This window comes from Klebsiella sp. JB_Kp004 (genome assembly GCF_040065795.1).
GTDB classification, from domain to species: domain Bacteria; phylum Pseudomonadota; class Gammaproteobacteria; order Enterobacterales; family Enterobacteriaceae; genus Klebsiella; species Klebsiella quasipneumoniae.
Genome location: NZ_JBEAKW010000002.1, coordinates 118,207 through 143,021, shown reverse-complemented (window position 1 = coordinate 143,021; position 24,815 = coordinate 118,207). Strand labels below are relative to the sequence as shown.

Annotated in this window: 23 protein-coding genes and 1 pseudogene; 5 read left to right on the top strand and 19 right to left on the bottom strand. The window is 58.4% G+C overall.

Features of this window, described 5'->3' with window-relative positions:
* The first annotated feature begins 4 nt into the window (after positions 1-4).
* A pseudogene (locus tag ABLX76_RS02790) lies at positions 5-366 on the top strand (hypothetical protein).
* Here the strand turns inward: ABLX76_RS02790 and gntU are convergent.
* From gntU to ABLX76_RS02765, 5 genes are all read right to left on the bottom strand, one after another.
* A complete protein-coding gene (gene gntU / locus ABLX76_RS02785; protein WP_004202127.1) occupies positions 363-1,703 on the bottom strand; it encodes a gluconate transporter in 1,341 nt (446 codons plus the stop codon). The pseudogene ABLX76_RS02790 and the gene gntU overlap by 4 nt on opposite strands.
* Complete coding sequence (gene gntK, locus ABLX76_RS02780) at positions 1,703-2,233, bottom strand: gluconokinase (RefSeq protein WP_004202126.1); 531 nt, start codon at positions 2,231-2,233, stop codon at positions 1,703-1,705. The genes gntU and gntK overlap by 1 nt, the downstream gene beginning before the upstream one ends.
* Before the next feature lie 180 nt (positions 2,234-2,413).
* Complete coding sequence (gene gntR, locus ABLX76_RS02775) at positions 2,414-3,409, bottom strand: gluconate operon transcriptional repressor GntR (protein WP_023291217.1); 996 nt, start codon at positions 3,407-3,409, stop codon at positions 2,414-2,416.
* A gap of 239 nt (positions 3,410-3,648) precedes the next feature.
* Positions 3,649-4,344, bottom strand: a complete 696-nt coding sequence (locus ABLX76_RS02770) for a pirin family protein (RefSeq protein ID WP_002920779.1) — start codon at positions 4,342-4,344, stop codon at positions 3,649-3,651.
* Between the two features lie 121 nt (positions 4,345-4,465).
* Positions 4,466-5,503 carry an oxidoreductase gene (locus tag ABLX76_RS02765; protein WP_032454242.1) on the bottom strand — a complete coding sequence of 346 codons (1,038 nt, stop codon included), beginning with the start codon at positions 5,501-5,503 and terminating at the stop codon, positions 4,466-4,468.
* 264 nt (positions 5,504-5,767) lie between these two features.
* Here ABLX76_RS02765 and ABLX76_RS02760 point away from each other — a divergent pair, with 264 nt between their 5' ends.
* Positions 5,768-6,409 (top strand): polymer-forming cytoskeletal protein, encoded by a 642-nt coding sequence (locus tag ABLX76_RS02760; RefSeq protein WP_023291219.1) that lies wholly within the window; start codon positions 5,768-5,770, stop codon positions 6,407-6,409.
* Positions 6,410-6,649: 240 nt separating this feature from the next.
* Complete coding sequence (gene yhhY / locus ABLX76_RS02755; protein ID WP_072096665.1) at positions 6,650-7,126, top strand: N-acetyltransferase; 477 nt, start codon at positions 6,650-6,652, stop codon at positions 7,124-7,126.
* Positions 7,127-7,215: 89 nt separating this feature from the next.
* Here the strand turns inward: yhhY and ggt are convergent, their stop codons facing one another.
* Positions 7,216-8,961, bottom strand: a complete 1,746-nt coding sequence (gene ggt / locus ABLX76_RS02750; protein ID WP_023291221.1) for a gamma-glutamyltransferase — start codon at positions 8,959-8,961, stop codon at positions 7,216-7,218.
* Positions 8,962-9,084: 123 nt separating this feature from the next.
* Here ggt and ABLX76_RS02745 point away from each other — a divergent pair, with 123 nt between their 5' ends.
* Positions 9,085-9,405 carry a DUF2756 family protein gene (locus ABLX76_RS02745; RefSeq protein ID WP_023291222.1) on the top strand — a complete coding sequence of 107 codons (321 nt, stop codon included), beginning with the start codon at positions 9,085-9,087 and terminating at the stop codon, positions 9,403-9,405.
* A 24-nt stretch (positions 9,406-9,429) separates the two neighbouring features.
* Here ABLX76_RS02745 and ugpQ read toward each other — a convergent pair whose 3' ends face one another.
* The 10 genes from ugpQ to livK all read right to left on the bottom strand — a co-directional run bounded on the left by ugpQ (position 9,430) and on the right by livK (position 19,513).
* Positions 9,430-10,170 (bottom strand): glycerophosphodiester phosphodiesterase, encoded by a 741-nt coding sequence (ugpQ, locus tag ABLX76_RS02740; protein ID WP_101993023.1) that lies wholly within the window; start codon positions 10,168-10,170, stop codon positions 9,430-9,432.
* Positions 10,167-11,237, bottom strand: coding sequence for a sn-glycerol-3-phosphate import ATP-binding protein UgpC (locus tag ABLX76_RS02735; RefSeq protein ID WP_023291224.1), 1,071 nt, complete (start codon positions 11,235-11,237; stop codon positions 10,167-10,169). The genes ugpQ and ABLX76_RS02735 overlap by 4 nt, the downstream gene beginning before the upstream one ends.
* Before the next feature lies 1 nt (position 11,238).
* A complete protein-coding gene (gene ugpE, locus ABLX76_RS02730; RefSeq protein WP_008806976.1) occupies positions 11,239-12,084 on the bottom strand; it encodes a sn-glycerol-3-phosphate ABC transporter permease UgpE in 846 nt (281 codons plus the stop codon).
* Entirely contained in the window at positions 12,081-12,968 is an 888-nt protein-coding gene (gene ugpA / locus ABLX76_RS02725; protein WP_032454247.1) for a sn-glycerol-3-phosphate ABC transporter permease UgpA, read from the bottom strand. Before ugpA ends, ugpE begins: the two co-directional genes overlap by 4 nt.
* Before the next feature lie 106 nt (positions 12,969-13,074).
* On the bottom strand, positions 13,075-14,391 hold the full coding sequence (gene ugpB, locus ABLX76_RS02720) for a sn-glycerol-3-phosphate ABC transporter substrate-binding protein UgpB (protein ID WP_032454248.1): 1,317 nt from the start codon (positions 14,389-14,391) through the stop codon (positions 13,075-13,077).
* Between the two features lie 271 nt (positions 14,392-14,662).
* Positions 14,663-15,376, bottom strand: a complete 714-nt coding sequence (gene livF, locus ABLX76_RS02715; RefSeq protein ID WP_004145133.1) for a high-affinity branched-chain amino acid ABC transporter ATP-binding protein LivF — start codon at positions 15,374-15,376, stop codon at positions 14,663-14,665.
* Position 15,377: 1 nt separating this feature from the next.
* The gene (livG, locus tag ABLX76_RS02710) at positions 15,378-16,145 is read right to left on the bottom strand and encodes a high-affinity branched-chain amino acid ABC transporter ATP-binding protein LivG (protein WP_023291227.1); all 768 of its coding nucleotides are present in this window, start codon (positions 16,143-16,145) and stop codon (positions 15,378-15,380) included.
* The gene (livM, locus tag ABLX76_RS02705; RefSeq protein WP_004202111.1) at positions 16,142-17,419 is read right to left on the bottom strand and encodes a branched chain amino acid ABC transporter permease LivM; all 1,278 of its coding nucleotides are present in this window, start codon (positions 17,417-17,419) and stop codon (positions 16,142-16,144) included. The genes livG and livM overlap by 4 nt, the downstream gene beginning before the upstream one ends.
* Positions 17,416-18,342 (bottom strand): high-affinity branched-chain amino acid ABC transporter permease LivH, encoded by a 927-nt coding sequence (livH, locus tag ABLX76_RS02700; protein ID WP_002920807.1) that lies wholly within the window; start codon positions 18,340-18,342, stop codon positions 17,416-17,418. Before livH ends, livM begins: the two co-directional genes overlap by 4 nt.
* Before the next feature lie 61 nt (positions 18,343-18,403).
* A complete protein-coding gene (livK, locus tag ABLX76_RS02695) occupies positions 18,404-19,513 on the bottom strand; it encodes a high-affinity branched-chain amino acid ABC transporter substrate-binding protein LivK (protein WP_048298510.1) in 1,110 nt (369 codons plus the stop codon).
* Between the two features lie 423 nt (positions 19,514-19,936).
* Here livK and panM point away from each other — a divergent pair, with 423 nt between their 5' ends.
* Complete coding sequence (gene panM / locus ABLX76_RS02690; RefSeq protein ID WP_023291228.1) at positions 19,937-20,320, top strand: aspartate 1-decarboxylase autocleavage activator PanM; 384 nt, start codon at positions 19,937-19,939, stop codon at positions 20,318-20,320.
* 397 nt (positions 20,321-20,717) lie between these two features.
* On the opposite strand, the gene livJ is transcribed toward panM, so the two are convergent.
* The 3 genes from livJ to ABLX76_RS02675 form a co-directional block, all read right to left on the bottom strand.
* On the bottom strand, positions 20,718-21,821 hold the full coding sequence (gene livJ, locus ABLX76_RS02685) for a branched chain amino acid ABC transporter substrate-binding protein LivJ (RefSeq protein ID WP_002920812.1): 1,104 nt from the start codon (positions 21,819-21,821) through the stop codon (positions 20,718-20,720).
* A 257-nt stretch (positions 21,822-22,078) separates the two neighbouring features.
* Positions 22,079-23,323, bottom strand: a complete 1,245-nt coding sequence (locus ABLX76_RS02680; protein ID WP_060589716.1) for an amino acid permease — start codon at positions 23,321-23,323, stop codon at positions 22,079-22,081.
* 147 nt (positions 23,324-23,470) lie between these two features.
* Positions 23,471-24,736, bottom strand: a complete 1,266-nt coding sequence (locus tag ABLX76_RS02675) for a 4-aminobutyrate--2-oxoglutarate transaminase (RefSeq protein WP_023291230.1) — start codon at positions 24,734-24,736, stop codon at positions 23,471-23,473.
* Positions 24,737-24,815 lie beyond the last annotated feature (79 nt).

The window sequence follows — 24,815 nt, the reverse complement described above, 5'->3', positions numbered from 1 at the left end:
ATCAATGATTGCTGAACAATCAGAAAAGCAACTTATCCTGCACATTGTCCACCGTCGCTGGTCGTCGTCAAAGCGCAATGATTATCGGGGAAATCACCCAGGGAATGGAACATTTTCCGTCGCGATTTTATTGATCCTGATTATGGATTAAGCGCGAAATCCGCTGATTTTCCCCTTGCCAAAAAGAGGCAACAAACCCAGGTGCAGCAAGGCTTGCCGAAGGATACGAGCATCGTCGTAGCGCTAATAAGGGCGAGGAGCGGGAAGAGAAAAGAGGGAAAAAGCGCGGCTTATCGCCGGGAAGCCAGGGTAAACGGCGTTACCCTGGCTTTTGGCCACCCGCGAGCGGGTGGCGAACAGACTTAGCTCAGCAGCTGGAAGGCGATCATGCCGACAATCGCCCCGGTGGTGCCGAGGATGGTTTCCATCATCGTCCAGGTTTTCAGCGTCTGGGCTTCGGTGGCGCCGGTAAATTTACCGAACAGCCAGAAGCCGGCGTCGTTCACATGGCTCACGACAATCGAGCCGCCGGCGATACAGATAGACAAGGCCGCCATCTGCGCGCCGCTGTAGTTCAGCTGCTCAATCACCGGCATCACCAGGCCGACCGCCGTCAGGCACGCCACGGTGGCGGAGCCCTGGATGATACGCACCGCCGCCGCCAGCACGAAGCAGGTAATGGCGATCGGCAGCCCCATACCGGTCAGCGCTTCACCCAGCGCCGGGCCGACGCCGGAGTCAACCAACACCTGCTTGAAGACGCCGCCTGCCCCGATCACCAGCAGGATAATGCCCGCCGGCTGCAGCGCATGACCGCAGATCTCCATCACCCGGTCTTTCGCCATCCCCTGACGTACCGCCAGGCCGTAGATTGCCACCAGGCAGGCTACCAGGATCGCGGTGAATGGGTGACCGATAAATTCAAACCATTCGTAAGCGGTCGACCCCACCGGCACAAAGCGCGCGGCGATGGTTTTCAGGCCTACCAGCACCAGCGGCAGCAGGATCAGCGACAGGCTGAAGCCGAAGGAGGGCATTTTGCCTTCGCCGAGATGCGGCTCCGTCACGTCGTCAGGAATATGCAGCTCAACGTAGCGGCTGATGAAGTTGCCCCACAGCGGCCCGGCGATAATCATTCCCGGAATTGCCGCGCACAGGCCAATCAGGATCATCCAGCCAAAGTCGGCGTGCATTTGCGACGCCAGCAGCATCGGCGCCGGTCCCGGCAGCAGGAACGCCGCGGCGGCGGCCACCCCGGCAAACAGCGGGATCACCAGCTTCACGAGGTTAGTGCCGGTATGGCGCGCCATCGAGAAGGCGACGCTGATCAGTAGCACGATCGCCACTTCGAAAAACAGCGGCAGCGCGCAGATGAGGCCGGCGAGACCAATCGCATAGTGCGCGCGATTGTGGCCGAAGGATTTGAGCATCTTGACGGCAATCTGATCGACCGCCCCCGTTTCATGCAGGATCTTCCCGAACATCGCGCCCAGCGCGACGACGATCGCCAGGAAGCCCAGCGTACCGCCCATCCCCTTCTCCATCGTCGCCGCGATTTTATCCAGCGGCATGCCGGAGAAGAGACCTGCGCCAATAGAAACCACCATCAAAGCCACGAAGGCGTGCATCCGCGCCTTCATGACTAAAAACAGCAGTAGCAATACCGAGCCGACTGCTGTTAAAACAAGCGTTAAAGTACTCACTAGTGACTGCCTTTGTTGATCACCTCAATGGTGCTGGCCACCACGCCTTCCAGCGGCTGGTCGATATCGACGATAAGCACATCGCTCTCGTCGGCGCCTGGTTCCTGCAGCGTTTCAAACTGCGTCACCAACATTTGGGTTTTGAAGAAGTGCCCTTTACGCGCCTTCAGACGGTTTTCGATCACCTCGAAGTCGCCTTTCAGGTAGATGAAGGAGAGGTTCGGGTTGCCCTTGCGCAGAATGTCGCGATAGCTCTTCTTCAGCGCCGAACAGACGATCAGCGACACCTTATTGGTACGCTGCATGGCAAACGCGGCGTCATTTAGCGCCTGCAGCCACGGGGTACGGTCGTCATCGTTGAGCGGCTCACCGGAGGCCATCTTGGTGATATTGCTGCGCGGATGCAGAAAGTCGCCGTCGAGAAACGCGGCATGCAGCTGATGCGCCACTTCGCTGGCGACAGCGGATTTCCCGCTGCCGGAAACGCCCATCAGAACGTAGACGTGGTGATCATGATTAGTCGTGCTCAAAGCATCCTCCCACCGGACAGGTACGCCGCGCCGGGGCTGACTCATTGAGCGCGAAGGCGGCGTATCGGTTAATTGTTACGGGTAACTGTTATCGGTAACATTGTCATGCCGGACCTGTGGAGAAGCAATATCCATTCGTGCCAGATGTGAATATGTGTGATCTACTTCAAACTTGTCAGTTTAAATTGATCCGCCCGGTGACAATGTGAAACCTAAATCTAACATCTTAGGGGTAATCGCTTCGCCACGAATGCGCGCCAGCAGACGTTCGGCGCCAATGCGCCCCATCCGCTCGCGCGGGGTCAGGACGCTGGCCAGCCGCGGCTCCATCACCTGGCCGATATCGTGGCCGTGGAAACCGGCTATCGCCATGTCGTCCGGGATCTTCAGCCCCAGGCGCTGGCACTCAAAGGCCGCGCCGACCGCGAGGTCATCGTTGGTGCAAAAGATGCCGTCAAGCTGCGGGTATTCGCGGCGCGCCTGGCGCATCAGCTCAATCCCGGATGAATAGGACGAGGACTGCTCCACCATCACGCTGTAGGGCGTCATGCCCGCATCGAGCATCGCCTGCTCGTACCCCTTCTGTTTGATGATAGTACGTTCATCAAGACGCGCGCCGAGATAAGCAACGTGGCGGTGGCCGCGGGCGATAATCGCCGCCGTCATCTGCCGCGCCGCTTCGAAGTTATCGAAACCGACCGCGATATCGAGGCACGGTGACTGGCTGTCCATTAGCTCCACCACCGGAATGCCGGCGACTTCAATCATCTTCAGGGTGCGGGGCGTATGGGTGCGTTCGGTGAGGATCAGGCCGTCAATGTTCCAGGAGAGCATCGATTCGAGGCGTTTCTCTTCCATTTCCGGCTTGTAGCCGTAGTGCGCCAGCATGGTTTGATAGCCGAAGGCGTCAGTGACGCTTTCAATCCCGCGCAGCACTTCCGAGAACACCTGGTTGGTTAACGATGGCAGCAGCACGCCAATGGCGCGGCTGGTGGCGTTGGAGAGAATGTCAGGGGCGCGATTGGGAATATAACCCAGTTCATCGAGGGCAACGGCAATCTTGCCACGCAGCGCTTCGGAGACCTGCTCCGGGTTGCGTAAATAGCGACTGACCGTCATTTTGGTCACGCCGACAAGATCGGCTACATCCTGAAGTACGGGTCTTTTCTTTTTCATCGTCCTGACTGTGATCAACGGGGAACATTTTCTCAGTTTATCACGGACAAAGCGCAACCTTCCCTAACATGAGGGAAGGCTACGCAATTTATTTATACCTATCATACTTCGAGTTGCATGCGCGTTGGCTTTCATCGCTCACCCCCAGTCACTTACTTAAGTAAGCTCCTGGGGATTCTCTGCGTCGCCGCCTTTCTGCAACTCAAATTATTTTGGGTATAGACGACCTCAGATAACGATCAAACCGGCGGCAGATCGAACAGCAGGATTTCGCTATCGCTGTCGGCATGAACCGAAATCGCCTGCTCGTCCCAGATAGCCAAACCATCGCTGGTAGTGGCTTTGGTACCGTTGATGGTCACTTCGCCTTTGACGACCTGGATCCAGACGCGACGTTCCGCGGCAATCTGGTGAACCGACTGCTCATCTTTCAGCAGCGCCCAGCGATACAGCTCCATATCCTGATAGACCTTCAGCGAGCCATCCCGTGCATCCGGCGACAGCACCAGCTGTTTGCCCTGGGCGGCGTCGAAGCGGCGCTGCTCGTAGCGCGGGGTAATGCCGGTTTCTTCCGGAATAATCCAGATCTGGTACAAACGCAGACGATCGGTTTTGCTCGGGTTGTACTCAGAGTGACGCACCCCGGTACCCGCGCTCATGATCTGGAACTCGCCCGCCGGCACCTGCTCTTTGTTGCCCATGCTGTCCTGGTGCTCCACCGCCCCTTCCAGCACATAGGTCAGGATCTCCATATCTTTATGCGGGTGGGTACCGAAGCCCTGACCGGCGTCGATGACGTCGTCGTTAATCACCCGCAGGGCGGAGAAGCCCATAAAGTTCGGGTCGTAGTAGTTGGCGAAAGAGAAAGTATGCCAGGAATCCAGCCAGCCATGGTTAGCGTGGCCACGTTCGTTCGCTTTGCGTAAGTAGATCATGTTGCACCCCCATATGTTTTCGATGGAGTCAGTGTGGACCCATTTCGCCGACGATCATAGAGGGTGAAAATTGACTCCTCTGTTCAAAAAATATGAACAAGCGCCGAGGAGCCGACTGGGCTTATTTCACCAGAGTAATGGTGGCCGGTGAGGGCTGCTCAAAGCCGCGCTGCAGGATCTCCATATTGGTAAGAACGTCAGATTCCTTGACGTAATTTGGCTGGCCGTTGACGAGGGTGTCGTACAGCGCGTCGTAGACCCGACCATAGTCGCCGCTCTCCAGCGGGACCGCTTCGCGCACCGTCTCCCCTGCCTCGTTGACATACACCAGCTCGCCGACGCTGTCGTCCGCGCCAAAGCCCGGCTCGCCCGGCATGATATTGGCTTTCAGGCTGGTCTCCTGCTGGTCGATACCATATTTCACAAACGAGCCTTTATGGCCGTGGACGATGAATTTCGGGTAGTCGATCTGCACCAGGTGGCTGGTCTTAACGATGGCCTTCAGATCGCCGTAGAACAGCTGGGCCTCAAAGGTATCATCCGGGTTAGCTTTGTTGCGCAGCGAGCGCAGATCGTAAGCGACATGGTCCGGGCGGCCGAACAGCGAAATAATCTGGTCCAGGGTATGCACGCCAAGGCCATAGAACTCGCCGTTTTGCGGGCCGCCGGGGTTGGTCTCCGCCAGCGGGCGGTAGTTGTCAAAATGGCTTTCGATCTCCACCAGTTCGCCAAGTTTGCCGCTCTCAATCACCTTTTTAGTGGTCAGGAAGCAGGAGTCGAAGCGGCGGTTCTGGTAGGGCGTCACCGTCAGGCCTTTGCTGTTCGCCAACGCAAACAGGGTCTTGGCTTCCTCCAGCGTCGGGGTGAACGGCTTTTCCACCAGCACGTTTTTCCCCGCCTCCAGCGCCTTTTTCGCATAGTCAAAATGGCTGTCGGCATGGGTGCAGACCACCACCAGCCTGACCTGCGGGTCGTTTAATACTTCATCGAGATCGCTGGTGAAATGGATGTGGGAATACTGCGGCGCCTGCTCCTCGGGCTTCGCCCGACGGCGATAGATGTGCGCCACCTGCCAGCGGTCCTGGCGGTGTAACACGTAAGGAAGATGGTAGCGGGTGGTGCTTTTGCCGAAGCCAATAAATGCGCAGTGCAGAGTCATAACGCTGTCCTTAGTTAATGAGCTACCTTCAACCATAGCGCAAGCCGGGACATGACTTCATCCTCTCAGTCCGTTTTCCGTGAAGATTCGTCAAAAAAATAGGTCTCGTACCATCCATACGTAATCATTAATAACTCATTGATTAACAACAGATTAAATCGACATTTTTCGGTTAAATATCTTGATCTCAATGGCGAAACTGCGGATAAGTGGAGGGCAAACCAGGACGTTGCTGATGACTAACGGAGTAGCCAGCCGCTACGGATGGACAAACAGTATCTCGCCTTAAACGGCGCCCTTTTTTTCTGGCTTCTCGCGCTGATCGCCTGGTCTGTCGATGCGATCGTGCCGGCGCGCCTGGCGGCCGCCTGCGCACTGGTCGCCTTTCTCCTCCATAGCCAACGGAACAAAATTAACGCGATGTTTATTAAGAAAAATAAAACGGAACCTCAGACGTCAGAAGTGGCCACGCCTCCGGCAAACAACCCAGAATCCCAGGCGGTCGCCAGCAAAAAACAAGAGACCACGGTCATCGCCAGCGGGGTGCATTTCGTCGGCAATATTGTCGCCAGCGGCCATGTCTATATTCACGGCCAGCTTACCGGCAACATTGAGGCGAAAGAACATCTGATTAAGGTGATGCGTGAAGGTCAGGTCGAGGGCAACATCAGCTGCCGTGAGCTGATTATTGATGGCAAGGTTCAGGGCCAGTGCCGCGGCGACAGCATCACCATTGAGGAGCACGGCAATCTGGATGGCACCCTCGCCTATCGCTCGCTGGCGATTAAAAAGGGCGGCCAGTTCACCGGCAGCGCCGAGGTGCTGGCCGCGGCGGAAAGCAAAAGTCATCTCATCGGCCTGGTTGCGGAAGACGGCGTGATGTCCGCCAGGCCGCAAAGCGCCTGAGGTTGCAGCAAAAAAAAAGCCAGCACCCGGCTGGCTAAAGTAATACTGGAAGCAATGTGAGCAATGTCGTGCTTTCAGGCTTTCCGCAAGGGTCTTCCTGAATGCAGGACAATAATAATCATTCTCATTCGCACTTGTCTATCTTTTTTTTGCAAAAAACGGCATTGACTCCCCGGCTGCCGTCAGAGATGGTGAAGGAGAATCAACCACCAAACAGAGGATAAGGGAATGAGTGACATAGTGATACGCCATGCCGAACCGCGCGATGCTGAACCTTTACGTATGCTGATGGCGCACCCGGAGGTCTATCATGACACGCTACAGATCCCTTACCCCGCCATGGAAGCCTGGCAGGAGAAGCTACAGCCCAAACCCCATACCTTCCATCTGGTGGCGACGCTGGACGATCGGGTTACCGGGCATCTGTCGCTCCATGTCGAACCGCGCCCTCGTCGCAGCCACGTGGCGACCTTTGGCATGGCGGTTGCCGCCGGCCATCAGGGGCGCGGTATCGGCAGCGCGCTGATGCGCGAGATGATCGACCTGTGCGATAACTGGCTGCGCGTTGACCGCATTGAGCTGACGGTGTTCGCCGATAACAAGCCGGCGATTGCGGTGTACAAAAAACACGGATTTGAGATCGAAGGCACAGGCAAGCGTTACGCGCTGCGCAACGGTGAATATGTGGATGCATATTATATGGCGAGAATGAAGTAGCATGTTGCCGGGTGGCGGCTTCGCCTTACCCGACCTGCGTTCGTGCAGTGGTTGGCCCGGTAAGCGCAGCAGCGCCACCGGGCAACATATCAATACCCCGCCGTTAAATCATCCGGCGAACGCGGGTCGGAGGCGCCATACAGCATCCCGTCCGGCCCCACCATAATGCTCTGAGTGCTGCCCATCGCCTCTTTCAGCGCCACTTTCTGCCCTTTCGCCTCCAGCAGCTTCAGGGTATCCGGGCTAAAGCCTTTCTCCACCCGCAGCTCATCCGGCAGCCATTGATGATGGAAGCGCGGGGCGTTGGTGGCTTCTGCGACGTTCATCCCGAAATCGATGGTATTGACCACCATCTGCAGCACAGTGGTGATGATCCGGCTGCCGCCCGGGCTGCCGGTCACCAGCCAGGTTTTGCCGTCTTTCACCACAATGGTCGGCGACATCGACGACAGCGGGCGTTTTTTCGGCTCCACCGCATTGGCGTCGCCGCCCACCAGGCCATAGACGTTAGGTACGCCGGGCTTCGCCGAGAAATCATCCATCTGGTTATTCAGCAGAATGCCGGAGTCCCCCGCCACAATGCCGGTGCCGAAGGTGGTATTCAGCGTATAGGTAACCGCCACCGCATTGCCGTCTTTATCGACCACCGAGAAGTGGGTGGTCTGGTTGCTTTCATAGGGCGCCAGCTTGCCCGGGCGGATCTGGCTGGAAGGCTTCGCCTTATTGACGTCGATCTCGGCGGCAATCGCTTTGGCGTAGGCTTTGCTGGTCAGCGCCTGCCACGGCACTTTGACGAAGTCAGGGTCGCCGAGATATTCAGAGCGGTCGGCATAGGCATGTTTCTCCGCCTCCGCCATCACCTGCATAGCGTCGGCGCTGCCAAAGCCATATTTCTGCAGATCGAAATTTTCGAGGATATTGAGGATCTGCACGATGTGGATCCCGCCGGAGGAGGGCGGCGGCATAGAGTAGATCTCATACCCGCGATATTCGCCGCTAATCGGCGTGCGCTCCACGGCCTTATAGTTAGCGAGGTCGGCTTTGGTGATAAGCCCGCCGTGCTTTTTCATCTCGTCCGCGATCTGGTCGGCAATAGCGCCTTTATAGAAGGCATCCGGACCGTGCTCGGCAATCAGCTCGAGGCTTTTCCCCAGGTTCTTCTGTACCAGCCGGTCGCCCTTCTTCAGCGGCTCGCCGTTCTTCCAGAAGATCGCTTTACTGTTTTCGTGCTGCGGGATCACTTCGCTGCCGTAGGTCTTCAGATCGTCCGCCAGCGCATCGTTAACAATAAAGCCCTCTTCCGCCAGCTTGATTGCCGGGCGGATCACTTTGTTCAGCGGCATGGTGCCGTATTTTTCCAGGGCAAGAGAGAAGCCCGCCACGCTGCCTGGCGTGCCAGAGGCCAGATGCGAGGTGAGCGATTTTTTACTGTCCGGGTTACCCTGGTCGTCGAGGAACATGTCGCGGGTGGCCTGCTCTGGCGCCATTTCGCGGAAATCGATCGCCGTAGTCTTGCCGTCTTTCGTCCGCAGCATCATAAAACCGCCGCCGCCGATATTCCCCGCCTGCGGATGAGTGACCGCCAGCGCGTAGCCAACCGCCACCGCCGCATCGACGGCGTTGCCGCCCTGGCGCAGAATATCCACCCCGACGCGGGTGGCCAGCGCATCCACCGAGGCCACCATGCCCTGCCGGGCGCGCACCGGGTGGAATACATCCTCCTCTACGCCATAAGAGACCGGCGGCGGCGGCGGTGGACTGGCGGCGACGGTAAAACTACCGCCCGCCAGCAACGCAGCGATGACCACCTGACGCCAGATTGTTGTTTTTATCATTGTCTTACTCCTGATAGGTAGGTTTCATTCCCCGCTTAAGCCTGGTTGATAACTCCTAAAAAATCATTGTTATGGCGGATTCGAGGTACACTTAAGTGATCCCACGCACGGGAGGAGAAAACCATGAAAGCGATGTTATTTCTGGCGGCGCTGATGCCGCTCGGCGTTTTAGCCCAGCCAATCAATATTGATAACAACCCCAACCAGCCGGGTTACGTGGTCCCCAGCCAGCAGCGCATGCAAAATGAGATGAAGGTGCAGCAACAGCAGCAACAGAGCATGCTGAAGCAGAATCTGAACAATCAGACTCGCTCCCAGCAGCAGCATTTGCAAAACCAGCTGCAGACCAATCAGCAGCGCGCGGCGCAGGGCGGGAATCTCAATCCGCCGCAGCAGGTGCTGCCGAACAATAACGGAGGGATGCTGCGGCAGACCAACCCGTAAAGGCCAGCCGCCGCGCAGCGGTTATTAAGGCTGGAAATGGGGCCCGATGACGTCAATAGCATCGGTGCAGATGCAGTCTACGCCCCAGCGCAGCAGCTCGGCGGCGCGCTGGGGTTTGTTAACGGTATACACCAGGATATGCAGGCCGACCTGTTTCAGGCTTGCCACCCGCCCGGCGTCCAGCAGCTTGTGGTTAAGGTGAATGGAGACGCAGCCCAGCCGGGCGGTCAACTCCCGCCAGTCCTCACGCCACTCATCCAGCAACAGCCCGCGCGGCAGCTCGGGGGCGGCTTCCTGCGCCGCTTCCAGGGCATCGATTTCAAACGACGACAGCAGCGGCGCGGTCATTCCCGCCCACAGCTCCCGCGCCGCCAGGGCCACCACGTTGCCGGTCTGCGGCCCAAGGCAGGTGGTCGGTTTAATTTCGATATTCGCCATCATGCCGTGACGGCGGCAGCGCTCCGCCACCTGGGAGAGCAGTGGCAGCGGCTCGCCCTTAAATTCACGGCTGAACCAGCTACCGGCATCCACCTTCAGCAGATCGTCCCATGGCAGCTCCCCCGCCACGCCCCAGCCGTTGCTGGTGCGTTCGAGATTATCGTCATGCAGCAGAAAGATCTGCCCGTCCTTTGACAGCTTGGCGTCAAATTCAATCATCGTGTGCCCGTAGCGAGCGCCGACGTCGATAGCCGCCAGGGTGTTCTCCGGCGCCAGTTTACCGCCGCCGCGATGGGCGACGATACGGGGATAAGGCCAGTTACTCATGCGCGTTGTCCTGTTTCACCATCAAAGAGGTGCAGATGTTCCAAAGGCAGATGCAGCCATAGCGTGCTGCCTGCCGCCGGGCGCTGCTGGTGCGGCAGTCTGACCACCAGCTTCTGTTCGCCCCAGCGCCCGTGGGCAAGGTTATCGGCGCCTAAAATTTCCAGGGAGTCCATCAGCAGCGGAATGCCGCCTTGCGCCTGCGAGCTTAAGATAAAATGCTCCGGGCGGATACCGAGGGTCATTTTACGCCCGGCGTGGCGCCGGTGCTCATGATTCGTCGGCAGCTGGATGCCGCCCGCCAGCTCAAAGCGACCGCCGTCATCGCTGATGCGCCCTTCCAGCAGGTTCATGGCCGGGCTGCCGATAAAGCTCGCCACAAAGCGGCTGGCCGGCTTCTCATACACTTCCACCGGGGTGCCGATCTGCTCGGCAACGCCTTTATTCATCACCATCACCCGCTGAGCGAGGGTCATCGCCTCCACCTGATCATGGGTAACGTACAGCGAGGTGGTTTTCAGGCGGCGATGCAGCTGCTGCAGCTCAAGACGCATCTGCACGCGCAGCTTGGCGTCGAGGTTTGACAACGGTTCGTCGAAGAGGAATACCGCCGGGTCACGCACGATGGCGCGGCCCATCGCCACGCGCTGGCGCTGGCCGCCGGAGAGCTCGCGCGGGCGGCGCTTGAGCAGGCCGTCGAGCTCAAGAATACGCGCCGCCTCCTGCACCCGCTCGGCGATCAATCCCTTACCCATGCCGCGGATCTTCAGCCCCCACGCCATGTTCTCTTCCACGCTCATATGCGGATAAAGGGCATAGTTCTGGAACACCATGGCGATGCCGCGATCCTTCGGCTCCATTTCGGTGACCCGCTTGCGGTCGATCCAGATATCGCCGCTGGTCACCCGCTCCAGTCCGGCGACCATCCGCAGCAGCGTTGATTTCCCGCAGCCCGACGGGCCGACCATGACGATAAATTCCCCGTCCGCCACGTCCAGCGTCAGCGGTTGAATCACCTGGGTTTTGCCATCCCAGCTTTTGCTTACTGCCTGTAGTTTTAAACCAGCCATTTTATTTCTCACTATCGACCAGGCCACGCACAAATGCGCGCTGCATGGCTAAAACGATGACAACCGGCGGGATCAGGGTCAGCAGCATCGCCGCCATCACCTGATTCCACTGGGTAGTACCTTCGCCGGTGGCGATCATGCCTTTGATGCCGGCGACGGCGGTGCCAAGATTCACATCCTGAATAATCAGCAACGGCCACAGATACTGGTTCCAGCCGTAGATAAAAGTGATGACGAACAGCGCCGCGAGGTTGGTTTTCGACAGCGGCAGCACGATGTCGCGAAAGAAGCGCATCGGCGAAGCGCCATCGATACGCGCCGCTTCAATCAGCTCGTCCGGCAGGGTCATAAAGAACTGGCGGAACAGGAAGGTGGCGGTGGCTGAGGCCATTAGCGGCAGCGTAAGCCCGGCGTAGCTGTCGAGCATGTTGAGATTGGCGATCACTTCCACCGTCGGGAAAATACGCACCTCGACCGGCAGCATTAGCGTGATAAAGATCATCCAGAAGAACAGGTTACGCAGCGGAAAGCGGAACCAGACGATGGCGAACGCCGACAGCATCGACACGACGATTTTGCCCACCGTAATGGCGAACGCCATGATGAAGCTGTTGAGCATCATCAGCCAGAACGGCGCGCTGTTGACGCCAACGCCGTTCACCCAGATGGTCTTCATGTTCTCCAGCAGATGTCCGCCGGGGATCAGCGTCATCGGCGTTTCGAACACCGATTGGTTATCCAGCGTCGCCGCCACGAAGGCGACATACAGCGGGAATAAAATAACGGCGATGCCCAGAATCAGCATGGTGTGGCTGAAAATCGTCAGCCCGCGACGGTTCTCAATCATTGGTAACGCACCTTACTTTCAACGTAACGGAACTGCACCACCGTCAGGATAATGACGAGGAACATCAGCACCACCGACTGCGCGGCGGAAGCGGAAAGATCGAGCCCGGCGAAACCTTCGCGATAGATTTTGTAAATCAGGGTTGTGGTCGCCTGCACCGGGCCGCCGGCGGTGGCGGCATCGATCACCGGGAAGGTGTCGAAGAAGGCGTAAACCAGGTTGACCACCAGCAGGAAGAAACTCACCGGCGCAATCAGCGGCAGCGCCAGCCTGAAGAAGCGGCGGATTGGCCCGGCGCCGTCGATAGCGGCAGCCTCAACCAGCGAACGCGGGATCGACTGCAGCGCGGCGAAGAAAAACAGGAAGTTGTAGCTTATCTGCTTCCATACCGAGGCGAAGACCACCAGGAACATCGCCTGGCCGCTGTTCTGCGCGTGGTTCCAGTCGTAGCCCAGCTCGCCGAGGAAATGGGTGATCAGCCCACGCCCGGGGTTAAAGAGGAAGATCCACAGCACCGCCGCCACCGCGGGGGCCACGGCATACGGCAGCAGCATCAGAGTCTGATAGAAGCGGCTGCCGCGCACCACGTAGTCGACCAGCGCAGCGAAAAAGAGCGAAATAAGCAGGCCGCTGACGGTCACCAGGGCGCTGAATTTGATAGTGGTCCAGAACGAATCCAGATAGTACGGGTCATGGAACAGCGCCACGAAGTTATCCAGGCCGACAAACTGGCTGGACAGGCCAAACGGATCGACGCTCTGTAGCGAATACCACAGCGCTTCGCCCGCGGGCCAGATAAAGAAAATCAGCGTGATAATCAGCTGCGGCGCGACCAGGACATAGGGCAGCCAGCGCGAGCGGAATACCGGACGGGATGATGACATTGAGATTGGGTTCCTGAACAATGCCGGGTGGCGGCTACGCCCTACCCGGCCTACATAAGGCACATCGTAGGCCCGGTAAGCGCAGCGCCACCGGGCAAGTTACAGATTACGATTTGGTCGCTTGTTCGAAGCGGCGCAGCAGCTGGTTCCCACGCTGAACGGCGGAATCCAGCGCTTGTTGCGGGGTTTTCTTGCCGGTCCACACGCTCTCCAGCTCTTCATCGACGATGGTGCGGATTTGCGGCATGTTGCCCAGACGCAGACCTTTGGTGAACGGCAACGGCGGCTTGTTCAGCATCTGGCGCGTGGCGATATCGGCGCCCGGGTTCTTATCATAGAAACCCTGCTGGCGGGTCAGATCGTAGGCCGCGGTGGTGATCGGCAGATAGCCGGTTTTCTGGTGCCATTCGGCGGCATTTTCCGGTTTGGTCAGGAAGTCGAGGAACTTCGCCACGCCGGTGTAGGTCTCTTTGTCTTTACCCTGCATCACCCACAGGCTGGCCCCGCCGATGATGGCGTTCTGCGGCGCGCCTTTCACGTCGGCATCGTAAGGCATCATGCCGACGCCGTAGTTAAATTTGGCGTACTGGCGGATATCGGCCAGCGAGCCGGACGAGGCAGTGGTAATGGCGCAGTCGCCGTTATAGAACTTTTCGGTGGACTCGTCTTTACGCCCGAAGTAGCTGAAATCACCCTTCTTGTTCATCTCTTCGAGCAGCGCGATATGCTTCACCTGCTCCGGCTTGTTGAACTCAAGAACCGCGTCGGTGCCGTCAAAGCCATTGTTTTTCGTCGCCACCGGCAGGCCGTGCCAGGCGCTGAAGTTCTCAATCTGGATCCAGCCCTGCCAGCCGCTGGCGTAGCCGCACTTCATTCCGGCGGCTTTCAGCTTCGCGGTGTAGGCCGCCAGATCCTGCCAGGTCTTCGGCGGCTGCTCCGGATCTAAGCCGGCTTTTTTGAAGGCGTCTTTGTTGTAGTACAGCACCGGCGTGGAGCTGTTAAACGGCTGGGAGAGCAGATGGCCGGTTTTCGAATCGGTGTAATACCCGGCGACCGTCGGCACAAACTGCGATTCATCAAACGTGATGCCCGCCTCGCTGAACACCTGGTAGACCGGCTTAATGGCTTTTGACGCCATCATGGTGGCGGTACCCACTTCATACACCTGCAGGATCGCCGGCGCGTTGCCGGTACGGAAGGCGGCGATACCGGCGCTCAGGCTCTGTTCATAGTTGCCCTTGTATACCGGAACGATTTTGTAATCAGGATTGGCCGCGTTAAAGCGTTGCGCCAGAGAATCCACTTCTTTACCCAGTTCGCCTTCCATTGAGTGCCAGAACGGGATGGTGGTAACCGCCAGGGCCTGACCGGCAAAAGCCAGGCTCAGCGCCAGTCCTAAAGCTGTATGTCGTAACGATATCATCGGTTATCTCTCTTGTTGTGCCGGATGCGCGATTTCACGCGTTTTATGCTCGCGGGGTAACATGACATGTTCGAATTACAGAAAAATAACTTTTTTATTACAAAAAAAAGATAGTAACGGGTCAGAGAGATGACAAGCCGATGAAAGGACGGGGGAAGTAAAGTGGGAGCTGAGACACGGATAATAGTTGTGCGATCGGCTCCCGGGGTCGGCGCAAGCGCCTCGCCCGGGCTACAAACCGGCGAAGTGAATGACGCCGGGTTGCGATGAATTAACCGCCGAGATAGGCGCTGCGCACCGCCTCGTTGGCCAGCAGCGCGTCGCCGGTATCCTCCAGCACCACGTGGCCGTTCTCCAGCACGTAGCCGCGATCGGCCAGCTTCAGCGCCTGGTTGGCGTTCTGCTCAACCAGGAAGATAGTCATCCCCTGCTCGCGCAGCTGCTCGATGGTATCGAAGATCTGCTGAATGATGATCGGCGCCAGCCCCAGCGACGGTTCATCCAGCAGCAGCAGACGCGGCTGGCTCATCAGGGCGCGGCCGATGGCCAGCATCTGCTGTTCGCCGCCGGACATGGTGCCGGCGCGCTGGATACGGCGCTCGTGCAGACGCGGAAACAGCTCATACACCCATTTGATGCGGGTCTGGAACTGATCGCGGTCGGCAAAAAAACCGCCCATCGCCAGGTTCTCTTCCACCGTCATTCGCGAAAAGACGCGCCGCCCTTCCGGGACGATCGCCACCGCCTCGCGCATGATCTTCGCCGTCTGCCAGTCGGTAATATCCTTACCGTCAAAGACAATACGCCCGCTGGAGGCGCGCGGATCGCCGCACAGCGTGCCGAGCAGGGTGGTTTTCCCCGCGCCGTTGGCGCCGATAAGCGTGACGATCTCGCCCTGTTTGATATGCAGGCTGACGTTGTGCAGCGCCTGAATCTTGCCGTAGTGGGCGCTGACGTTGTCAAAAGTTAACATCGCGTTTTCCATCTTATGCCTCACCAAGGTATGCGCGGATCACGTCCGGGTTATTACGAATCTCTTCCGGCGTCCCGTTGGCCAGCGGTGTCCCCTGGTTCACGACGTAGATGCGATCGGAAATGCCCATCACCAGCTTCATATCGTGTTCGATAAGCAGGATGGTGGTGTTGTGATGGTTACGCAGCTCGGCGATAAGCTCGTCCAGCTCTTTGGTCTCTTTCGGGTTCAGCCCCGCCGCCGGTTCATCGAGCATCAGAATTTCCGGCTGGGTCACCATGCAGCGGGCAATCTCCAGCCGGCGCTGGTCGCCATAGGCCAGGTTGCTGGCCTGCCGGTTAGCGTGCTCCAGCAGGCCGATACGCTCAAGCCAGGTGGCCGCGCGGTCCAGCGCTTCGCTCTGCGCCCGACGGAAGGCCGGCGTTTTCAGCAGGCCGGAGAAGAGCCCGGTTTTCAGCTGCTGATGTTGCGCCACCAGCAGGTTTTCAATCACCGTCATTTCGCGGAACAGGCGCACGTGCTGGAAGGTCCGCACCACGCCCATCCGGGCAATCTGCTGGCCCGGCAGCCCTTCCAGATGCTGGTCGCGCAGCAGAATGGTGCCGCCGGTGGGCTTGTAAAAACCGGTCAGGCAGTTAAAGACGGTGGTCTTCCCGGCGCCGTTGGGGCCGATCAGCGAGACGATCTCGCGCTCTTTGAGCTCCAGCGACACATTGTTGACGGCCAGCAGACCGCCGAAACGCATCATCAGGCCGCTGACGGATAATAATGGCTGACTCATGCCTGCTCTCCTTTCGCCTGACCGTTTTTCAGCTTCAACTGCACGCGCGTCATTGGCAGAAGCCCCTGCGGACGCCAGATCATCATCAGCACCATCAGACCGCCGAGCATTAACATGCTGTATTCGTTAAAATCACGCATCAGCTCACGCGACACCACCAGCAGAATAGCCGCCAGGATCACCGCAAACTGCGAGCCCATCCCGCCCAGCACGACGATCGCCAGTACAAAGGCGGACTCGGCGAAGGTAAAGGATTCCGGGCTGACGAAGCCCTGGCGCGCGGCGAACAGCGTCCCGGCGAAGCCGGCAAACGCGGCGCTGATGGTAAAGGCGGTCAGCTTGATGCGCGTCGGGCTCAGGCCCAGCGAACGACAGGCGATCTCATCTTCACGCAGCGCTTCCCACGCCCGCCCCAGCGGCATCCGCAGCAGGCGGTTGATAACGAACAGGCTCAGCACCACCAGCAGCAGCGCCACCAGATAGAGGAAAATGACCCGGTCGGAGGGATCGTATTTGACGCCGAAGAAGTTGCTGAAGGTATCCCAGCCGCCTTCGCGGGCGCTGCGGCTGAATTCGAGGCCAAAGAAGGTCGGTTTCGGGATCTGGCTGATGCCGTTTGGCCCGCCGGTGATTTCGGTATTGTTGAGCAGCAGAATACGCACGATCTCGCCGAAGCCTAAGGTCACGATCGCCAGGTAGTCGCCGCGCAGACGCAGCACCGGGAAGCCAAGCAGGAAGCCAGCCGCCGCGGAGACCAGGCCGGCCAGCGGCAGACAGGTCCAGAAGCCGAGACCGTAATAGTGGTTCAGCAGCGCGAAGGTATACGCGCCGATGGCGTAGAACCCGCCGTAGCCCAGGACCAGCAGGCCGGAAAGGCCGACCACCACGTTCAGCCCGAGGCCGAGAATGATATAGATCATCGTCAGGGTGGCGATATCCACCGTACCGCGCGACACCATAAACGGCCAGGCCACGGCAATCACCAGCAGGGCTATCAGGAACAACTTCTGCTTCACCGTCGAGCCGTCAATCGCCGGCATAATAAACTTCGGCCCGGAGACGTTCTTAACCGCTTTCTGAAACAGCGGCCGCAGCAGCTGGAAGAAAAAGACCACCGCGGTGCCGATGAAGATCCACTGCCAGCGAATATCGGCGGCGGTATCCACCACCAGTTTGGTGCCGTTCAGCTCCAGCTGCACGCCCATAAAGACGCCCGCCAGAATGAAGAACATCGCAGCAGAGAGCAGCGCCATTGCAATTTGCATCGGTTTCATACTTTTTCCACCTCCGGGCGGCCCAGAATGCCGGTCGGCATCACTAACAGCACCAGAATCAGCAGCGCAAAGGAAACCACGTCCTTATATTCGGTGCTGAGATAGGCAGAAGAGAGCGCCTCGGCAATACCCAGGATCAGGCCGCCGATCATCGCGCCGGGGATACTGCCGATACCACCGAGCACGGCGGCGGTGAAGGCCTTCATCCCGGCCATAAAGCCGATGTAGGGGTTAATCACGCCGTAGAACTGACCCAGCAGCACGCCCGCCACCGCCGCCATCGCTGCGCCGATGACAAAGGTCAGGGCAATGACGCGATCGGTGTTAATGCCGAGCAGGCTCGCCATTTTCAGGTCTTCGGCACAGGCGCGGCAGGCGCGCCCCATCCGCGAGTAGCGAATGAACAGCGTCAGGGCCAGCATGGCGATAAAGGTCACCACCCAGATCACCAGCTGCATGGTGGTGATCGTCGCGGAGAAGCTGTCGCTGTGGCCGACGACCCACTGGCCGTTAAACAGGCTCGGCAGCGCCACGTCGCGGGAGCCCTGGGTCAGGCTGACGTAGTTCTGCAGGAAGATAGACATCCCGATAGCGGAGATCAGCGCAATCAGACGCTTGGAATTACGCACCGGCCGATAGGCCACGCGCTCAATGCTCCAGCCGTAGGCGCTGGCAATCACAATGGCGCCCACGAAGCCGGCGGCGACCAGCAGCCAGCTGGTGTCGATACCCATCATCATCAGCGCGGCGATGATCATGAAGGAGACATAGCTGCCAATCATGTAGACCTCGCCATGGGCGAAGTTGATCATGCCGATAATGCCGTACACCATCGTATAGCCGATGGCGATCAGCGCGTAGGTACTGCCCAGCGTGACGCCGTTAAACATCTGCTGCAGAAAATAGAGAAACTGCTCGGACATAAGGTAACCTTTTTCAAACCGCCCGCGGATCGCAGGCGGAGGGATAACTCATCTTCAGCGCTTATTTCGCCGCGCTCGAAGAGCCGTCGGCGTGCCACTGGAAGACACCAAACTCAAATCCCTTCAGATCGCCTTTTTCATCCCAGGTCAGCGGCCCAATCACGGTTTTCGCCCCGTGCGCTTTCAAATCTTTGATTAAATCCAGCGGCTGCTGGCTGCCGGTTCTGTCCATCGCCTGCGCCAGCGACTGAACCGCGGCGTAAGTGATCCAGACATACGGCCCGCTCGGATCTTTCTTCTCCGCTTTCAGCGCGTTGACGATGGCGCTGTTGGCAGGGTCCTGATCGTAGCGTTTTGGCATCGTCACCAGCATCCCTTCCGCCGCGGCGCCCGCGATATTGGACAGCGAGGCGTTGCCGACCCCTTCCGGCCCCATAAACACGGTTTTCAGCCCCACGGAGCGCGCCTGGCGCAGCATCTGGCCCATTTCCGGGTAGTAACCGCCGTAGTAGACGAAGTCGATGTTCTCTTTCTTCAGGCGCGCCAGCAGCGCGGAGAAATCTTTCTCGCCCGCGGTGATGCCGTCAAAGAAGACGATGTTGGCCCCGGCTTTTTTCAGGTTGTCCTGCACCGAACGCGCCAGCCCTTCGCCGTACTGCTGCTTGTCATGAATGATGGCGATACGCTGCGGTTTGACGTTCTCGACGATATATTTCGCCGCGGTCGGCCCCTGCGAGGAGTCGAGGCCGGCGGTACGCATGATGTACTGATAGCCGCGCTGGGTCAGCTCCGGGTTGGTCGCTCCCGGGGAGATCATCAGGATGCCTTCATCCTCATAGATATCGGAAGCCGGCTGGGTGGAAGAGGAGCACAGGTGGCCGATAACGTACTGAATACCGTCGTTGACGATTTTGTTGGCCACCGCGACCGCTTGCTTCGGATCGCAGGCGTCGTCATATTCGACGGCCACCAGCTTGTCGCCCTTAATACCGCCGCTGGCGTTGATGTCTTTAATCGCCTGACGCGCGCCGTTGAACTCCATGTCGCCCCACTGGGCCACCGGACCCGACATCGCGCCGACCACGGCGACCTTAATATCCTTGGCCATCGCCGCGTGCGACATCGCTAATGCGACAATGCCCGCGACGATGGTTTTCGCGTTCCTTTTCATGCTGCAGAACCCCGTTCGTGATGTGGTGTAAATGTTTTGTATTTTTATGGTTAAAAAGCATTCTGTGCTTTTATTAAACAACGCCATTTTTACCATTGAGTTTAATGGTTTAGCGCAGCTTTTCACTAAAAAACAGATTAAAATCTCTATTTTTCAGTCGATTAAGCAAAGATAATATTCTGTATTTTGCTGAAGATAAACAAAAAAAAGTCCATGCGGCAGCATAAAATAACGATACATAAGGCGGAATAAAACGCTGCACATTAGGTTAAAATCCTGCTTATTTTTCGATCCATGACGGATTGCGCTACCCCAACAACGCCAGGAAAACGAATCCCCTGATGTCTGCGCAAAAAACAGCGCTCCGCCAGACAGCAATTTTGGGTACACTGGCGCCTCTGTTTTGCACTGGACTTGCCGCCCATGAAACTGACTATTATCCGTTTACAGCACTTCAGCGATCAGGATCGCATTGATCTGGGGAAAATCTGGCCGTCGCAGGATCTGTCGACGCTGACCCTGGATGAAAACCATCGTCTCTATGCCGCTCGCTTTAACGAGCGCCTGTTGGGCGCTGTGCGCGTTACCCTGCGCGGCGTCGAAGGTGAGCTCAGCGATCTGTGCGTGCGTGAAGTGACCCGCCGCCGCGGCGTCGGGCAATATTTAGTGGAAGAGACATTGCGTGATAACCCGGCGATCAATAGCTGGCGCGTCGCCGACCGCGGGGTGGAAGACCGCGGCGTGATGGCGGCCTTTATGCAGGCGCTCGGCTTTAGCGCCCAGCAGACCGGTTGGGAAAAGCATTAAGCCGTAGCCCCAATAAGCGGAGCATGGCCAAGGAAGAACCCGGCGGCGCTTCGCTTAGCCGGGCTACCTGGCAACTATAGCCCTGGTAAGCGCAGCGCGAGCGGGGGCAGACAACGCATTTGCAGCGTGAAAGGCGCCCCACCCATTTAACCCAGCTTTTCGCGTTGCAAAAAGGCGTCAAGACCCGACATCCCCGGTAGCTTACATCACTAAGTGACCGGGGTTGAGGGGCGCAGACAACGCATTTGCAGCGTGAAAGGCGCCCCACCCATTTAACCCAGCATTTCGCGTTGCAAAAAGGCGTCAAGACCCGAAATCCCCGGGAGCTTACATCAGTAAGTGACCGGGGTTGAGGGGCGCAGACAACGCATTTGCAGCGTGAAAGGCGCCGGTTAAATTATTTGGCGTCGGTCGCCGTACCGTTAGCATGCCAGGTAAAGACACCGAACTCGAAGCCTTTCAGGTCGCCTTTCTGATCCCACGACAGCGGGCCCATCACGGTGTCTACCGTCGCCCCTTTCAGGTATTTAGCGATTTCCGCCGGATCGTCAGACTGATTCAGGCCCGCCTGCAGCGACTGCAGCGCCGCGTAGGTGGTCCAGACGAAGGCGCCGCTCGGATCCTGTTTCTTCGCCTTGATCGCATCCACGATCGGTTTGTTCGCCGGCACCTGGTCGTAGTTCTTCGGCTTGGTCACCAGCAGGCCTTCCGCCGACTCGCCGGCGATGTTAGACAGGGAGACGTTCGCTACGCCTTCCGGGCCCATAAACTGGGTTTTCAGACCGGCAGCGCGGGCCTGACGCAGGATCTGGCCCATTTCCGGGTGGTAACCGCCGTAGTAGACGAAGTCGATATTCTCTTTCTTCAGGCGCGCCACCAGAGTGGAGAAATCTTTCTCACCGGCGGTGATCCCGTCGAAGAAGACCACGTTCGCCCCGCCTTTTTTCAGGCCATCCTGCACCGCACGGGCCAAGCCTTCGCCGTACTGCTGTTTATCATGCACGACTGCGATACGCTGCGGCTTCACTTTGTCGAGAATGTATTTCGCCGCGGTTGGTCCCTGGTCGGAGTCCAGACCGGTGGTGCGCAGGATCAGCTTATAGCCGCGCGCGGTCAGCTCAGGCGCGGTCGCAGCGGGGGTGATCATCAGAATGCCTTCGTCTTCATAGATGTCAGACGCCGGCTGAGTGGAAGAGGAGCACAGGTGGCCGATAACGTATTTGATCCCGTCGTTGACCACTTTGTTGGCGACCGCTACCGCCTGTTTCGGGTCGCAAGCGTCATCATATTTTACGATCTGCAGCTTATTGCCCTTAATGCCGCCCTTCGCGTTGATATCCGCTACCGCCTGCTCGGCGCCAGTAAACTCCTGATCGCCGTACTGGGCCACCGGGCCGGACATCGCCCCGACTACCGCGATTTTGATATCTTCCGCCAGCGCCGCGCTGCTCATAACTAAGGCAATACATCCTGCCAGTAACGCTTTACCCTTCATATTCATCCTGAGGCTCCCCATTATTATGGTTTTTGCATTTGTTGTGATGTTGTTTGTTAGCGCATTATTTTGTTTATATCGATAGGAAAAGCATATGATAGCTAACCAACCGGGGGCTGCTCGCGCTTTTGCAGCACACTATGCTAAACATACCGTCATTCTGAGGAATTTGAAACGACTAAATTGCGGGCTATGTAACAGATAAGTGACAAATAAAAAAACCGCGCCAGCATGAACCGGACGCGGTGCAAAACAGGCCCTGATTACCAGCCAGCGGGCAGGTAGCCTACCGCGGACGCTACCGCGTAGACGGCGCTGCAAAGATACAACAACACAATGAAGCATTGGATAAGCGGATGGGTCATCCAGGCCGGACAGGTCCAGCCCGGCGTCAGGTCGCCACGCTGGCGGGCGCCCTTGAGCATCAGGATCGGCATAATCGATAAAATAACGCCGCTGAACACCCCGGCAAAATAGAGCGCGTTGACGAAAGAGACCATACCGCTGTAGGCCAGCACGAACGGCGGGATCGCCACCACCAGCAGCACCATCAAGCGGCGGGCGGGCTGTTCATCATTCCCCAGGCGGAACTGATCGAAGATATTGGTCAGGAAGCTGCCGCCCAGTCCCCAGTAGGAGGTCAACATCGCGCACAGCGCAAACAGGTTGGCGGAGAAGAAGGCCCATTCGCCAAGCGCCCTGCCCCAGGAGATGGTGGCCACATCCGAAATATTGTCCAGGCCATTAAGCGAGATCACCGACAGCGGCACCAGCGCCAGCAGGGTAAAGGTCAGCGCCATACCGACCATAATGGCTTTAGGCAATTTTTCCGGTTTGTCGGCGAAGCCTCGCGCCATTTCCGGGACGATATACTGTGCCGAGAAGCAGAACGCCACGACGTTGAAGACCGGAACCATATACAGCCAGTTGCCGTCGAGCAGATAGCCCACGCGGGTGGTCTCTTTCAGCAGCGTGGCAATCACCAGCACCGAGATCATCACCACCATACCGATGCTGATAAATTTCTCGCCGCGGCCGATCGCCTTCAGCCCCAGATACAGCACCCCTGCCGCCGGGACGAAAAACAGCACGCTGCCCAGCGCCGGCGAAATGCCAAACAGGGAGTAGAGCAGCTTGCCGCTGCCGGTCATATAAGCCGTCAATGCGCCGACGCTGTTGACGCAGACGGAGAGGAACATCATCAGCGCGCCAAAGCCGCCGACGTAGCGCTTTGATAATCCGCTGAGCTGCAGATGTTTACGCGTGCGGAGCGTAGATTCCGCGACATAGAGCATGGTCACCGTGGTCAGGCTGCCCACCAGCACCAGCCAGAACAGCAGCGGTAAGAAGCCTGCTTTGCTTGACGCATAGGCGATGGAGAGGACACCCGCGCCGATATTGGTACCGACAATCATCGATACCCCTTCGACGAAGCTCAGAGATTTTGCAGGGACAGCCGTACGTTCCCGGCCGGTGAGGGCGGGAGAAAAGGTGGAGTTTTCAGACATAATACTTTCCGTTTTACTCCGGCGGTTTTCTCCGCCGGAAAAAAGGTGATATCAGGGTGATAAACCACTCACGCTGAGCATGAACAGCCGGCTGCGGCTTCCTGTTTCTGTTCGGCTTCCCTGCCGCCGCAGCCCACCGGGGAGACGTTAGCTCTTCAGTACGCGCGCCAGAATATCCAGCGCTTTCGAGAACTGGGCGTCCGGAATCGTCAACGGATAGAGGAAGCGGATCACGTTGCCGTAGACGCCGCAGCTCAGCAGCAGCAGGCCGTTCTCCTGCGCTTTCTGTTGCACCTGGCGGGTGAACTCCGGCGACGGCTCGCCAGTTTGCGGATCGTTAAACTCCACCGCCACCATCGACCCCCGACCGCGGACATCGACAATCGCCGGACAGGTGGCGCGCGCCTGGTTGAGCACTTCCTGCAGATGGCTACCCAGCTGTTCAGCGCGCTGGCACAGCTGCTCCTCAGCAATCACATCCAGCACCGCGTGCGCCGCGGCTACCGCCAGCGGGTTACCGGCATAGGTTCCGCCCAGGCCGCCAGGCGCTGGGGCATCCATCACCTCGGCGCGACCAACGACGCCCGACAGCGGGAAACCGCCGGCGAGGCTTTTCGCCATCGTCATCAGATCCGGTTTCACATCATAGTGCTGCATGGCGAACAGCTTGCCGGTGCGGGCGAAACCGGTCTGCACTTCATCGGCGATCAGCAGAATGCCGTGGGTATCGCACAGATCGCGCAACGCCTGCATGAAATCGGCTGGCGCGACGTTAAAGCCGCCTTCTCCCTGGATCGGCTCGAGGATGATGGCCGCGACCTGATCCGGCGCAATATCCGCTTTGAAAATGCGCTCCAGGCTTTTCAGCGCATCCGCGGTGGAGACGCCGTGCGCCGCATTCGGGTAGACACCGTGATACACCGAGCCCGGGAAGGGGCCGAAGCCGATTTTGTAGGGCGCGACCTTACCGGTGAGCGCCATGGTCATAAAGGTACGGCCGTGGAAGCCGCCGCCGAAAGTAATCAGCCCCGGACGGCCGGTGTAAGCGCGGGCAATTTTCACCGCGTTCTCGACCGCTTCCGCGCCGGTGGTGAAGAAGGCCGTTTTTGCCGGCCCGTCAATCGGCGCCAGATCGTTAATACGTTCCGCCAGCGTGACATAGCTTTCGTACGGCACAATCTGATAGGCGGTGTGGGTGAACGCCTGCAGCTGGTCAGCGACCGCGGCAACCACCTTCGGATGACGGTGACCGGTATTTAACACGGCGATACCGGCGGCGAAATCGATCACCTCATTGCCTTCGATATCCCACAGCGTGGCGTTCTCCGCCTTCTCGACAAAGTAGTTACACATTACGCCTACGCCGCGCGGCGTCGCCTGCTGGCGACGTTGATTCAGTTCTGAGCTTTTCACCTGCGAATCTCCTGTCGTGTATGTCACGTTATCGCAACAAATTAGAAACGATGTCGTTTATTTACACAGGAGTTGGCCC

Bases quoted from the DNA above. Each gene is read 5' to 3' on its own strand.
- gntR (WP_023291217.1), bottom strand. From the start codon at position 3,409: ATGAAAAAGAAAAGACCCGTACTTCAGGATGTAGCCGATCTTGTCGGC.
- ABLX76_RS02770 (WP_002920779.1), bottom strand. From the start codon at position 4,344: ATGATCTACTTACGCAAAGCGAACGAACGTGGCCACGCTAACCATGGC.
- ABLX76_RS02765 (WP_032454242.1), bottom strand. From the start codon at position 5,503: ATGACTCTGCACTGCGCATTTATTGGCTTCGGCAAAAGCACCACCCGC.
- ABLX76_RS02760 (WP_023291219.1), top strand. From the start codon at position 5,768: ATGGACAAACAGTATCTCGCCTTAAACGGCGCCCTTTTTTTCTGGCTT.
- ggt (WP_023291221.1), bottom strand. From the start codon at position 8,961: ATGATAAAAACAACAATCTGGCGTCAGGTGGTCATCGCTGCGTTGCTG.
- ABLX76_RS02745 (WP_023291222.1), top strand. From the start codon at position 9,085: ATGAAAGCGATGTTATTTCTGGCGGCGCTGATGCCGCTCGGCGTTTTA.
- ugpQ (WP_101993023.1), bottom strand. From the start codon at position 10,170: ATGAGTAACTGGCCTTATCCCCGTATCGTCGCCCATCGCGGCGGCGGT.
- ABLX76_RS02735 (WP_023291224.1), bottom strand. From the start codon at position 11,237: ATGGCTGGTTTAAAACTACAGGCAGTAAGCAAAAGCTGGGATGGCAAA.
- ugpE (WP_008806976.1), bottom strand. From the start codon at position 12,084: ATGATTGAGAACCGTCGCGGGCTGACGATTTTCAGCCACACCATGCTG.
- ugpA (WP_032454247.1), bottom strand. From the start codon at position 12,968: ATGTCATCATCCCGTCCGGTATTCCGCTCGCGCTGGCTGCCCTATGTC.
- ugpB (WP_032454248.1), bottom strand. From the start codon at position 14,391: ATGATATCGTTACGACATACAGCTTTAGGACTGGCGCTGAGCCTGGCT.
- livF (WP_004145133.1), bottom strand. From the start codon at position 15,376: ATGGAAAACGCGATGTTAACTTTTGACAACGTCAGCGCCCACTACGGC.
- livG (WP_023291227.1), bottom strand. From the start codon at position 16,145: ATGAGTCAGCCATTATTATCCGTCAGCGGCCTGATGATGCGTTTCGGC.
- livM (WP_004202111.1), bottom strand. From the start codon at position 17,419: ATGAAACCGATGCAAATTGCAATGGCGCTGCTCTCTGCTGCGATGTTC.
- livH (WP_002920807.1), bottom strand. From the start codon at position 18,342: ATGTCCGAGCAGTTTCTCTATTTTCTGCAGCAGATGTTTAACGGCGTC.
- livK (WP_048298510.1), bottom strand. From the start codon at position 19,513: ATGAAAAGGAACGCGAAAACCATCGTCGCGGGCATTGTCGCATTAGCG.
- panM (WP_023291228.1), top strand. From the start codon at position 19,937: ATGAAACTGACTATTATCCGTTTACAGCACTTCAGCGATCAGGATCGC.
- livJ (WP_002920812.1), bottom strand. From the start codon at position 21,821: ATGAATATGAAGGGTAAAGCGTTACTGGCAGGATGTATTGCCTTAGTT.
- ABLX76_RS02680 (WP_060589716.1), bottom strand. From the start codon at position 23,323: ATGTCTGAAAACTCCACCTTTTCTCCCGCCCTCACCGGCCGGGAACGT.